Genomic DNA, 11,342 nt, shown 5'->3' on the forward strand with positions numbered 1-11,342 from the left:
GCTGCTTGGCTGGTTCCCAACCCCACGGTCCCAACCCGAACGGAACCATGTCCACGATCACCCAAGCCCGGCCACGCCCACCGCTCATCAGCTGGCTGGCGGTCACCTCGCTCACGCTGGGCATCTTCGCCATCGTCACCAGCGAGATCCTGCCCATCGGCCTGCTGACCGACATCGGCGCCGACTTCGGCATCTCCGATGGCACCACCGGACTGACCATGACCCTGCCCGGCATCGTCGCCGCCGTCGCCGCGCCCGCCGTCACGCTGGCCACCGCCCGCCTGGACCGCCGGGTGATGCTGTGCGCGCTCATGGCGGTGCTCGCGGTCGCCGACGTCCTGGCGGCGGTGGCGACCTCGTACTGGATCATGCTGGTCTCCAGGGTGCTGGTCGGCCTCACCATCGGCGGCTTCTGGTCGATCGGGGCCGGGCTGTCCGCCCGCCTCGTGCCGCCGCGCTCGGTCGGCACCGCCACCGCGCTGATCTTCTCCGCCGTCCCCCTGGGCTCGGTGCTCGGCGTGCCGGCCGGCACCTTCATCGGCCACCTCGCCGGCTGGCGAACCGCCTTCCTCGTCCTGGCCGCGCTGTCGGTCGTCGTACTGATCGCCCTGCTGATGCTGCTGCCGCCGCTCCCCGCCCACGAGGTCACCAGCGGCCGCGTCCTGCTCGGCCTCCTGCGCGAACGGGGTACCAGGATCGCCCTGCTGGCCACGTTCCTCATCGTCCTGGCGCATTTCGGCACCTACACCTACGTCACCCCCTTCCTCCAGAACGTCACCCACCTGGACCCGGCCGCCATCAGCGCCACCCTCCTGGCGTACGGCATCGCCGGGACGGCCGGGAACTTCCTGGCGAGCAGGGCGGTCGCGACCGCCCCACGAGCCGCCTTCCTGGCCTGCGGCGGCCTGATCGCCCTCGCCACGCTGCTGCTGCCCGTGGCCGGCACCTCCACCGCCGGGGCCGTCGCGCTGGTGGTCTTGTGGGGGCTGGCCTACGGGGGGGTCCCGGTCTGCTCCCAGGCCTGGTTCATGAACGCCGCGCCGGGGACGCCGGAGGCCGCCACGGTCGTCTTCACCTCCTCCTTCCAGGCGACGTTCGCGCTCGGGGCGCTGGCCGGCGGTCAGGTCGTGGACGCCTTCTCGGTCTCGACGGCGATGATCTGCGGCGGTCTGACCGCCCTCCTCATGGCGGCAGCTTCGTGGTCGCTCACCACCGACAGAAACACAAACCCGCGGTGTTGATGGCGGTAGGTATTTTCCTCTTGGGCTTGGCCATCGCGCTCCTGTTCCTTGCCTCGCAACTTCCCGGCACCATCGGGGCAGTCGTCGGAACCGCACAGGTCCTGACGGCCGCCGCCAGCGTGATTACGTTGAGTGACGGATTGCTGCGGTGGGTGCCGTCCCTGTCGCGCCGTAAGCGTGGCGCGGTCGCGTCCGCACCCACGTCCGCCGACGTGGCCACCGCGAAAGACATCCTCACCGGCCTGGTGACCGAGAAGTGGCGCGAGGAGACCGCCCTGCGCTCGCTGGGCGGCCCGGGCGCCGGGAAGACCACTCGGGCCGTGCAGCTCGCGTTCGAACTGCTGAACACGCGGCAGCCGAAGGAGCCCGTCCCGGTGCTGGTGTCGGCCGCACGCTGGGACGACCGCGTACATCCCCGGCCACAGGACTGGCTGGCCGACAGCCTGGCGGCGGCCTACCCCGCGCTGTGCGCGGCGAGCCTCGGCCCGGACGTCCCTGAGACGCTCCTGGCGCGCGGCGAGGTGCTGCCCGTCATCCACGGGCTGGACGAGCTGCCCGGCACCGCCCGAGCCGACATGTTGACCGAGCTGAACCGGTCGATGTGCGAGGCCGACCAGCTCATCCCCGCTCTGGTGAGCACGCGCGTGCCCGCCGGCAACCCGCCCCAGCCCTTCCGGCCGCAGCACACCTGGACCCCGGAGCAGGTCGGCCGCTGGCTCACGTACCTGTCCCGCCAGCTCGCGCACAGCGAGGAGGACCCGCGCGACGTGGCGTGGTGGCATCTGGCCCGTCACATGCCCAGCCTCCCGATCCGGGCCGCGATCCCGTTGAGATCCCCATGGACCAGCTGGGCAAGGCGGCCGAAGCGCGCCTCGGCGATGCCCGGTTCGTCCTCGACGAGCTGGGAAGGCGCGGGTGGAATCTCGACAAGGTCGGCATGTTCGGCCACTCCTTTGGCGGCTTCACCGCCGCTGAGGCCATGCTGGACGATCAGCGGATCGACGCGGGTCTGAACATGGACGGCCATCTCTTCACCGACCTCGGGGAAGTCGCGGAACGCGGCCTTGACCACCCGGTCTTCCTGTGCGGCGGCGCCGGCAACGGTTCCCGGATGGCCGGCCCGATATCCTGCGCGAAGTATGGACTGGAGGTTCCGGTCGGCGGCGGAGGCCCAACACTAATGATCATCGGAGTCACCAGGGAGCCCGCAGCATGACCGGCACCACGGAGGCCCTTGGCGGGTCGGCTGCAGCCGACAATGCAGCACGAAGTGTCACGCGCCCGTTCTACGTATACGCCGTGCTCGCCAACACGCTGTTCCAGCGCGGCGTATTCGTCCTCTTCCTTCAGCAGCGAGGCTTCTCCGCCGAGCAAGTGGCTTTATTGCAGACACTGCTCTACCTGGTCAGCGGACTTGCGGAGTTGCCGACGGGGGTCATCGCCGACCGAATCGGCAGGCGTGCCAGCATCGTGATCGGCCAGCTGCTGATAGCCGGATGTCTGCTCGGCCAGGGGACGTTCTCCGACTACTGGGTGTTCCTGGCGCTGTTCATCGGGCAGGGCGTGGGCATGGCATGTGTGTCCGGCTCGGACACCGCCCTGCTGTACGACCTGCTCGTGCGTCGTGGTGCAACGGCCAGCTACGTCAAGATCAAGTCCCGGTTCACCATGCTCGGGACGGTCACCTCGGGAGCCGCCATCGTCCTCGGCGGCCAACTTCAGCAGATCTCCTGGGGAGTCGTCTATGTCGGTTCGGCGGCGTGCCTCACCTTAGCCGTGGTGGTGCTGATGTCACGGGTGCCCGAGATCCGCGGCGCGGACGCGGTGGACGAGCAGGACGGAGCCGAGGAGCACGGCGACGCCACAGCATGGCGGGCGATGCTTCGGGTCGCCACGCCGGCGCTCGTGACGCTTGTCGTGGTGTCCGGATTGATGCATGCGACTTTGACGCCGTACATCATCTTTGCGCAGAAGACCCTCTCCGATCAGGGAGCGGGCACCGCATTGGTCAGCGTGGTCATATCGGCGGGATTCTTCGCCGGCGGGCTCACTCCGCTGCTGTCGGACCGCGCGGACCGGCGCATCGGGTACCGGGTCATAGTCCCGGTGTCCCTCCTGACGCTCGCCGCGGCACTCGGCCTGAGCGGCCTCGGCCTTGTCTGGGTCACCATCGCCGCGTTCCTGGCCCTGGTCGGGATTCCCGAGATCACCGCCGTGATCGTGGACAACGTGTTCAACGAGTCCGTGCCGTCGCGCCACCGAGCGAGCCTGCTGTCGATGATCGCATTCGTGGAGTCGGCGCTCATCGGCATCGGCTATCTCGTCCTCGGCGCGCTCATGGACGGGCTGGGCTCCAGTGTGGGCATGGCCACCTACGCCGCGGTCCCCTTGCTGGCATGTCTCCTGTGGCTCCCGGTGCTCTTCCGAGGGGCACGGGTGACCACCGAGACTGCCACTGGAAGTGATCTTCAGTGAGAAACCTCGCTGAGAAGCGAATAGAAGCCATGGTCGCCGAAGCCGGATATCGGAATGACGAACCAATCGTGGTCGGGCTCCAGCGACGCGACAATGCGCCGGCTTTTCACGCGCAGGGGCTGACTGCCAGGCGCGAGACGCTGACCGGCACCACACCGATCTACGCCGCCTCCCTTTCCAAGCAAATCACCGCCGCATGCGTGGCGTTGCTCGTCCAGGAGGGTGCGCTGGACCTCGAGTCCGCTTTATCGCGCTGGCTTCCCCAGCTGCCTTCATGGGCCGATGACATCCGGCTCAGGCAGCTTCTCCATCACACTGCGGCTCTGCCCGACGATCGTGACATCGACGCCATTCTGGCCGGCGATGCCGACCGGACCAGCGAAGGCGTCATCCAGGCCCTCACCCGATCTCCCGCCCTCCCTGGCAGGCCGGGCGGCAATTATGCCTATTCGAACGCGGGATATGTCTGCCTCGCCGCTGCGGCGGCACGAGCTGCCGGTCAGCCGATTCCGGATTTCGCGCGGGACCGGCTTTTCGCCCCGCTGTCGATGAGCGACACGCTTTTCTGGGCCGGACCCGCTCCCGCGCCTCCCGGTGCGGCACCGCTGTCCCCTGAACACCCGGCGCCGCTGTCACTGGGTGACGGCGGCGTGTGGACCACCGCCGGTGACCTGCTGCGGTGGAGCCAGGCGCTCAATGCCGATGAGCTCGGCCTCTCCGCCCTCATGCACATCCCAGGCCGCCTCGATGACGGGACACCGATCGACTACGCCTGGGGCATCGGCGTCCGCTCGCACGCCGGGCACCGCGTCTACCGGCATGGGGGCGGCTGGCCGGGACTGCGGGCCATGCAGGCCCGGCTGCCCGACCTGGGCTGGAGCATCGTGTTCCTCGCGATCGCCGACGACACCGAACGTCGGACGGTGCTGCTCAATCTGCTTCTCGACGCGGTGGTGGCAGCAGGCGAATAGCCGGATCCGGCTGCCCATCAGGGCTTTTTTCGGAGGACTTCCGCCTGGCATGCTGCCGTTCATGAACGAGGTCCGGATTCGGCCCGCATGCGATGACGATCTTGAAGGCGTCCTGGCGCTGGCTCCCCGGCTCGCCGAGGGTGTGGCGGCGTGGCGTGACCCCGAAGGTGCCGCCCGGGCGGCGCGGGAGTGGCTCGCCGGGTCCCTCGCCGCGGCCGAGGCGCAGCGGGGAGCGGTGTTCGTCGCCGTGTACGGTGGGGACTCACAGGTCGTCGGCGTGGTGTCCGTCCAGCGCCAGCGGCACTTCACCGGCGCGATGGACGCCTACGTCGGCGAGTTGGCCGTCCATCCGCGAGCCGTACGTACGGGCGTGGGCCGGCGGTTGATGGCCGCCGCCGAGGACTGGGCCCGGCAGCAGGGCCTGCGTCACCTGACCCTGGAGACGGGGGCGGCGAACACGACCGCCCGGCGGTTCTACGCCGCTCTGGGGTATCTCGAAGAAGGGGTGCGGCTGACCCGCTCTCTGGAGCCCGCAACCTCTCTATGAGAAGTTGTCCATTTGGCGGAGGGCCGTTCGTGGTGATGGTGTACGGCGAGCCTGCCGTACGCCGAACTCACCCATGAAGGGGACACCGTGAAGTACATGATGCTGATCAACGCCGCCACCACCGACCAGGACGAGCAGTGCACCTTCGAGGACTGGATGGCCTACGACAAGGCCGTACGGGAGGCGGGGATCTGGGTGTCCGGCGAGTCGCTGGCCGATCTGGTGACCGCCACGACCGTGCGCGTGGACAGGGACGGGGTGCGGACCGTGATCGACGGGCCGTATGCCGAGACGCGAGAGGTTCTGGGCGGGTTCTATGTGATCGACGTACCGGACCTCGACGTGGCGCTCGACTGGGCCGCCCGCTGCCCGGGCGCGCGTGGCGGCGGGTCGGTGGTCGTGCGCCCGGTCGCCGACTTCAATGAATGAGGTCGAGGCGGTCTTCCGGGAGGAGCGCGGCAGGCTGCTGGCCGCGCTCGTGCGCCGCTTCGGTGACCTCGACCTCGCCGAGGAGGTGACCTCGGACGCCATCGAGGCGGCGTTGAAGCACTGGCCGGTCGAGGGTGTGCCGCCCAAGCCGGGCGCGTGGCTGATGACGACGGCGCGGCGCAAGGCGGTCGACCGGCTCAGGCGCGACCAGGCCTTCGCCGCGCGGCTGGCCATCCTGCAGGTGGAGGCGGAGCGGGCGGCGCACGCCCCTCCGGCCGACGCGGACGGCGGCGAGCTGCCGGACGAGCGGCTGCAGCTGTTCTTCACCTGCGCCCACCCCGCGCTGCCCGCCGAGGACCGCGGGGCGCTGACGTTGCGCTGCCTGGCGGGGCTGACCACGCCGGAGGTGGCGCGGGCGTACCTGGTGCCGGTGCAGACGATGGCCAAGCGGATCGTCCGGGCGAAGAAGAAGATCCGCGAGGCCCGCATCCCGTTCCGCGTGCCCGGCGCGAACGAGCTGCCGGAGCGGCTGCCCGGGGTGCTGCAGGTGATCTACTCGATCTTCACCGAGGGGTACGCCGCCAGCTCCGGCCCCGACCTGCAGCGCCTGGACCTGGCCGAGGAGGCGATCCGGCTGGCGCGCATCCTGCGCCGGCTGCTGCCCTCCGAGCGGGAGGTCGCCGGGCTGCTGGCGTTGACGCTGCTGGTCCACGCGCGCCGCGAGGCCCGTACCGGTCCCGACGGTGAGCCGGTGCTGCTGGACGAGCAGGACCGCGGCCGGTGGGACCGGGACCTGATCGAGGAGGGCTCGGCGCTGGTCGTGACCGCGCTGAGCGGCGGCCCGCCCGGCGTGTACGGCGTGCAGGCCGCGATCGCCGCCCTCCACGACGAGGCGGCAGACCTGGCCACGACCGACTGGCCGCAGGTCGTGGCCCTGTACGACGTGCTGCTCGCGCTCGACCCGTCCCCGGTGGTCGCGTTGAACCGGGCGGCGGCCGTGGCCATGCGCGACGGCCCGGAGGCGGGCCTGGCGCTGCTGGACGAGCTGGCCGGCGAGCCGCGGCTGCGCGGCTATCACCCGTACCTGGTGGCGCGCGCCGACCTGCTGCACCGGCTCGGCCGCCGTCCCGAGGCCGCCGCGGCCTATCGCGCGGCCCTGGAAGCGGCCGGGAGCGAGCCGGAGCGCGTCCACCTGCGGCGTCGCCTGGCCGCCGTCGAGGAGTCCTGAGGAATTTCGCGGGCGGCTGTCCATCCGGCCGCATCCCGTTCGTGGTCATGCCGTGCGACGAAGCGATGACCACCAACCGAAAGGATCCACGATGAGCACCGTTGCCGAGCCCCTGACCTCTCCTGCGAGAGGGGCCGCGCTGCTGCTGGGCTGCGGCGCGGTCGCCGGGGTCCTGTTCCCTGTCGTGTCGTTCACGCAGGCGTTCACCCGGACCGGATTCGACCTGCGGCGGCACGCGCTGAGCGCTCTCACGCTCGGCGACCTGGGCTGGCTGCAGACCGCGAATTTCGTGCTCACGGGCCTGCTGGCGTGCGCCTTCGCGCTCGGCGTACGGCGGGCCGCCCGCCCCGGTGTGACGGGAGCGGCCGCTTCGCTCATCGGGCCGATCCTGATCGGCGCGTACGGCGTGGCGATGGTCGGCGGCGGGGTCTTCGCGCCCGATCCCGCACTGGGCTGGCCGGCCGGCGCCCCCGCCGGGCTGCCGGAGCGCCTCAGCACCGGCAGTATGTTGCACACAGTCTTCGGGGCGACGGCGTTCCTGTCGCTGATCGTGGCCGGGCTCGTCTTCGCGCGGCGCTTCGCGAGCCGTGGCTGGATGGCCTACAGCGTCGTCAGCAGCCTGGCCACGTTCGTCCTCACGGTGCCGCCGTGGGGCGAGGACAGTGCCAGCCTGCGCTTCGCCGCCGGCGCCGTACTCATCTCCGCTTGGCTCGCCGCCTTGTCCGTCCGGCTCGGGAAACGCTGATCGGCGAAATTCGACACGCGGCAGGACGACATGACTCACGTGGACGGCGGCGGAACGGCTGAGCCTCGCCGTCTTGCTGGGCTGCCTCGCTGTGCGCCCATCTGGCCTCTCGACCCGCACCACCCTGTGCGTGGCGTTCAGGGGCATTCCGGGATTCGTCCGTGGAGTCACGTCTGTGGCCGTCCGGCGACGTCGATGTGTCTCGTCGTGGCGGTCACCAGTCAGGGGGCAGGTAGTAGTCAGTGGTCGAGCCCGGGCCTTCGGCTGTTTGGCGGGCGCATAGTCGGGCGAGTGGATGGCTGTCCGGCAGCACGGCGAGAAGGCTCGTGAAGGCGACCTGTGCGGTGTCGGTGTCTCCGGAGAGAGCGGTCCACAGGGCGAGCTGGTAGGCGGCGCAGTGGGTGAGTTCGTGGTTCTGTCCCAGGACGCGAGCGCAGTCGTCGCGGGCGGCGGTGGCCGTGGTCAGGGCCTCTTCAGTACGGTCGGCGTGTCCCAGCATGGCGGCGAGCTGGATGATGCGCGTCAGGGTGCGCGCGTGGTCGGCACCGTAGAGGACCACGCAGCCCTCGATGACTTCTCTCTGCAGGCGAAGGCCGGTCTCTCGGTCACCGTTTCGAGTCGCCCAGTCGGCCAGGTTCCAGCGGGCGTCGTTGGTCAGGGCGTGATGGTCACCGAGTAGGCGGGTGGCATCGTCGTTGAGTTCGCGCCAGGCGCGCTCGGCGGCCTGCGGCCCGTCGGCTTCCGCCCAGCAGGCCACTTCGAATCGCAGACCCAGCACCTGACGGTGCTCCGGCCCCCAGAGGGTCTGTCCGGTATCCAGGAGCTCCCTGGCCATCGCGAGGGCGTCGGCGGCCGATCCGGTGTGGCCGGTCCAGCGAATCAGGTTCCGTCTGGCTTGGATCGTGGCCGGGTGGATCCTTCCGTGGAGCTCCAGGAAGCCCTCGTATGCTTCGGTGGAGAGGGAGACCGCCCGGTCGAGGTCCCCGGACTGCCCCGTCCACCAGGCCAGCTGAAGGGTGAGTTCGAAGAGGTCGTCCGGAGCGGTGTCAGGCGGCGCGGACCGCAGCGCCGATCTGAGGACGTCGACGGCCTCGGCATGCCGGTTGGCGTCACCGGACATCTCCGCCAGGCCGATCGCGCCCATGAGGGCACCGCCGTCGACCGCCTTGCGGAAGGCGGATGTCGCGGCGTCCCATTGGGTCCGTTGCTGGGCGGCCCGGCCTAGGTCGACGCAGGTCGCCGGGTCGGCGTGAACGATGAGCGTGTCCCAGACCGGTTGGGCGATCCCGCTGGTCCCGCGTTCGGAGTCGATCGCTTCGGGCAGGTAGTCGAAAACCCGGTAGCCGGTGCCGTCGTGATTGGGGACCAGGAGGCTGCTGGTGGCGAAGATCGGTTTCGTTGCCCAGGCCAGAGCGGATTCCCAAGGCTCGGGGCGGGCGCGGGCGCCCCCGAGGTCGAGCAGGTGGTGTTCGTGGAGGTCACGCAGGACCGGAGCCGGGAGGTGAGTGGTCCAGCCCGCGCAGAAGGCGTCGGCAGCGGCGGCCACCAGCGCCGCGCCTCGGGAGTGGTTCCCTTCGGGAGAACGGGCGTCCTTCCAGGTCGCGAGGAGCCGCGGTCCGGCTGCCAGGAACTCGGCGATTCCGTACGTGCTGGATGACTCGATCGCTTGGGCGATGCGCTCGTCCTCTGTGTGCTCGGACGCCCGGCGCAGCTCTGCGGCGCTCCACCGGCGGTCGAGCCGTATCTCATGGGCGAGGCCGAACACCGCCGCCTCCGGAACGGGGGACGCCTCGATCCCCCGGAAGCGGGCCCTCTCATGGGTGCGGATCGTGGCCACCACCAGCACCCCCGGCTTCCCGACGATCACGTTCCTGATCTGGTTCGGGAGGGCCCTTCCCGAGGTCAGGTAGCGTTCGAGATCGTCCAGCCAGATCACCGACGGCCGCACGGACTCGGCCGTCTCGAAGGCGGCCGCCAGGCTTTCCCCGCTCTCCGGATCCGGGATGAGCAGGCGGTGACGCGGGCATTTCTCACGCAGCGCCTCGAACGCCGCACGTGACTTCCCCGCGGTCGAGTCCCCGACCAGCAGGACGAAACGGTGTGAGGCCAGGGCCGACTCGATCTCGCCGCTTCTGTCCCTGGGGATGAACGCGGGGAACGCATCACCGCCCGCACTATGGACGCGCACGACTGACAGATCATCGATATCGCGGATGCGGGGAACTCTGCCGCGCCGAGCCACCACCAGCCCGCGCTCGCGCGCCGTCGGCGCCTCCACCAACCGGTTGCCCCGCCCGGACACCACGCCGGCTGCGGCCCCCATCACAGCGACCAAGACCGCGCCCACCCCGGCGGGAAGCTCCGACTCGGCGAACGCCGCCACCGACGTCGCCACCGCCGCACCGACGATCAGCCACCAACCCTTGACGCGCCCTCTCCACATCACCATGACATGAGACCAAGCCGCGTCGCCTCCGCGATAGGGCCAATCCACACCACTCGACGGGACGTAACCTCGCCTCTGAGGTTCTGTAAGCGAGGTCGCCTGGTCATATTCCGGTATGCCGCATCGACTCACAGATGCAGCCCTTACGATTCGCCACGGCGTGCTTGGCCGCCGTAGATTGCTGAGGGCGATCGACGCGTGCCCTGATCACATCATGATCGCGATGGCGGCGTTCGGCTGGTGGCTCTAAGAAGCTCCTGGTAAACGGGTTGATCACCACAATCCTCACCGTCACAACCAGGAGCTTCAGGTGCTGTTCGATCGTGCCCCAACCGCTCCCATGTCAAGCTCCGCGCTGCAGCCCTTCCAAGCCCGGCCACCTGTGCAAGACCATCGCCGTCCTTCAGAACCACTGGATCGCACAGGCAGCCTGAGGATGAAAGGAACCGATGATCGTGCAGGTGAAGATCATCATTCACCGAGTGCGGCTGGGAGCCTCGGAGCTCCGGGTGATCCGCCCGGCCAAACCTTTGGGCAATGGGGCACTCTACGACACCGGTAGTCAGTATCACATGTATGTGGACCGGACGGATGGCCGACGGATCGGCGCGTTGTGGCTGCTCGCGGCCCGATCGCCACGCTCTCTGGTCTACTTGCCGATGCGCGCCACTCCGGCCGCCCCTGGGATCAACCCCGACTGGGATATGGAGGAGAGGTGCCCGGACCGGCCGCTTGATCTCGTGCTGGTCCACCACTCGCTGCAGTTCCCGCCCTCCCGCTGGAAGCAGGTACGAAAGCGGATCACCGCCCGAAACCTTCCGGGCGAGATCCGGACGGCAAGTGTGCCGGACACCGACCTGCCCGCCGACGAGGAGATCGACTACCGGGCCCTGAACTACCAGGAGAACAAGGACGCACTCCACCAGCGCGTGCACGCCGAGACGCTGTTTCTGACCGGCAGCACCGCGGCGTTTCGGCAGCCGGCCCGCCACTTTTTCGCCGTGGCGAAGGAAGGGCCGCCCGCCGCCGCGACCTCGCTGTACATCTCGGGCGCCTGCAACTATCACGTCTGCCGGCTGTTCTACTGGCCGAATCTGGATCCAGGCGGCGGGCAGGACATCCACCTGGAGTACGCCCCGCGATGGACGGTCTGACAAACCCATGACCTGCGAATTCAGGCTGTCCTGGGTTCCGTTTCGGCCTCCGGAGGGCCCCGAAAGGCATGCCGGTCCGGGGTGGGTGTCAGTCGGCCCACCGCCT

The 11,342-nt window shown here is 69.6% G+C and carries 11 protein-coding genes; 10 read left to right on the forward strand and 1 reads right to left on the reverse strand.

Annotated elements, in window-relative coordinates:
- Window positions 1–47: 47 nt before the first annotated feature.
- From AB0J87_RS39055 to AB0J87_RS39095, 9 genes are all read left to right on the forward strand, one after another.
- Entirely contained in the window at window positions 48–1,241 is a 1,194-nt protein-coding gene (locus tag AB0J87_RS39055) for an MFS transporter (RefSeq protein WP_363974174.1), read from the forward strand.
- 128 nt (window positions 1,242–1,369) lie between these two features.
- A complete protein-coding gene (locus AB0J87_RS39060; RefSeq protein ID WP_363974177.1) occupies window positions 1,370–2,254 on the forward strand; it encodes a hypothetical protein in 885 nt (294 codons plus the stop codon).
- On the forward strand, window positions 2,221–2,457 hold the full coding sequence (locus AB0J87_RS39065) for a hypothetical protein (RefSeq protein ID WP_363974179.1): 237 nt from the start codon (window positions 2,221–2,223) through the stop codon (window positions 2,455–2,457). The genes AB0J87_RS39060 and AB0J87_RS39065 overlap by 34 nt, the downstream gene beginning before the upstream one ends.
- A complete protein-coding gene (locus AB0J87_RS39070) occupies window positions 2,454–3,716 on the forward strand; it encodes an MFS transporter (protein ID WP_363974182.1) in 1,263 nt (420 codons plus the stop codon). Before AB0J87_RS39065 ends, AB0J87_RS39070 begins: the two co-directional genes overlap by 4 nt.
- Before the next feature lie 29 nt (window positions 3,717–3,745).
- A complete protein-coding gene (locus AB0J87_RS39075) occupies window positions 3,746–4,687 on the forward strand; it encodes a serine hydrolase domain-containing protein (RefSeq protein WP_363974185.1) in 942 nt (313 codons plus the stop codon).
- 61 nt (window positions 4,688–4,748) lie between these two features.
- Entirely contained in the window at window positions 4,749–5,234 is a 486-nt protein-coding gene (locus AB0J87_RS39080) for a GNAT family N-acetyltransferase (protein WP_363974188.1), read from the forward strand.
- Window positions 5,235–5,330: 96 nt separating this feature from the next.
- Window positions 5,331–5,663, forward strand: a complete 333-nt coding sequence (locus AB0J87_RS39085; RefSeq protein ID WP_363974909.1) for a YciI family protein — start codon at window positions 5,331–5,333, stop codon at window positions 5,661–5,663.
- Window positions 5,656–6,891, forward strand: coding sequence for an RNA polymerase sigma factor (locus tag AB0J87_RS39090; protein WP_363974191.1), 1,236 nt, complete (start codon window positions 5,656–5,658; stop codon window positions 6,889–6,891). Before AB0J87_RS39085 ends, AB0J87_RS39090 begins: the two co-directional genes overlap by 8 nt.
- Before the next feature lie 91 nt (window positions 6,892–6,982).
- Window positions 6,983–7,636 (forward strand): DUF998 domain-containing protein, encoded by a 654-nt coding sequence (locus tag AB0J87_RS39095; RefSeq protein ID WP_363974194.1) that lies wholly within the window; start codon window positions 6,983–6,985, stop codon window positions 7,634–7,636.
- A 214-nt stretch (window positions 7,637–7,850) separates the two neighbouring features.
- Here the strand turns inward: AB0J87_RS39095 and AB0J87_RS39100 are convergent, their stop codons facing one another.
- On the reverse strand, window positions 7,851–10,085 hold the full coding sequence (locus AB0J87_RS39100; protein ID WP_363974197.1) for a hypothetical protein: 2,235 nt from the start codon (window positions 10,083–10,085) through the stop codon (window positions 7,851–7,853).
- A 446-nt stretch (window positions 10,086–10,531) separates the two neighbouring features.
- Here AB0J87_RS39100 and AB0J87_RS39105 point away from each other — a divergent pair, with 446 nt between their 5' ends.
- Window positions 10,532–11,236: a hypothetical protein gene (locus AB0J87_RS39105; RefSeq protein WP_363974200.1), complete on the forward strand. Its 705-nt coding sequence runs from the start codon at window positions 10,532–10,534 to the stop codon at window positions 11,234–11,236.
- Window positions 11,237–11,342 lie beyond the last annotated feature (106 nt).

It is taken from the genome of Nonomuraea sp. NPDC049625, from assembly GCF_040675285.1.
Lineage (GTDB): Bacteria > Actinomycetota > Actinomycetes > Streptosporangiales > Streptosporangiaceae > Nonomuraea > Nonomuraea angiospora_A.

Coding starts and splice junctions, on each gene's coding strand:
- AB0J87_RS39070 (WP_363974182.1), top strand. CDS start 2,454: ATGACCGGCACCACGGAGGCCCTTGGCGGGTCGGCTGCAGCCGACAAT.
- AB0J87_RS39105 (WP_363974200.1), top strand. CDS start 10,532: ATGATCGTGCAGGTGAAGATCATCATTCACCGAGTGCGGCTGGGAGCC.
- AB0J87_RS39065 (WP_363974179.1), top strand. CDS start 2,221: ATGCTGGACGATCAGCGGATCGACGCGGGTCTGAACATGGACGGCCAT.
- AB0J87_RS39055 (WP_363974174.1), top strand. CDS start 48: ATGTCCACGATCACCCAAGCCCGGCCACGCCCACCGCTCATCAGCTGG.
- AB0J87_RS39100 (WP_363974197.1), bottom strand. CDS start 10,085: ATGGTGATGTGGAGAGGGCGCGTCAAGGGTTGGTGGCTGATCGTCGGT.
- AB0J87_RS39085 (WP_363974909.1), top strand. CDS start 5,331: ATGATGCTGATCAACGCCGCCACCACCGACCAGGACGAGCAGTGCACC.
- AB0J87_RS39095 (WP_363974194.1), top strand. CDS start 6,983: ATGAGCACCGTTGCCGAGCCCCTGACCTCTCCTGCGAGAGGGGCCGCG.
- AB0J87_RS39090 (WP_363974191.1), top strand. CDS start 5,656: ATGAATGAGGTCGAGGCGGTCTTCCGGGAGGAGCGCGGCAGGCTGCTG.
- AB0J87_RS39080 (WP_363974188.1), top strand. CDS start 4,749: ATGAACGAGGTCCGGATTCGGCCCGCATGCGATGACGATCTTGAAGGC.
- AB0J87_RS39075 (WP_363974185.1), top strand. CDS start 3,746: ATGGTCGCCGAAGCCGGATATCGGAATGACGAACCAATCGTGGTCGGG.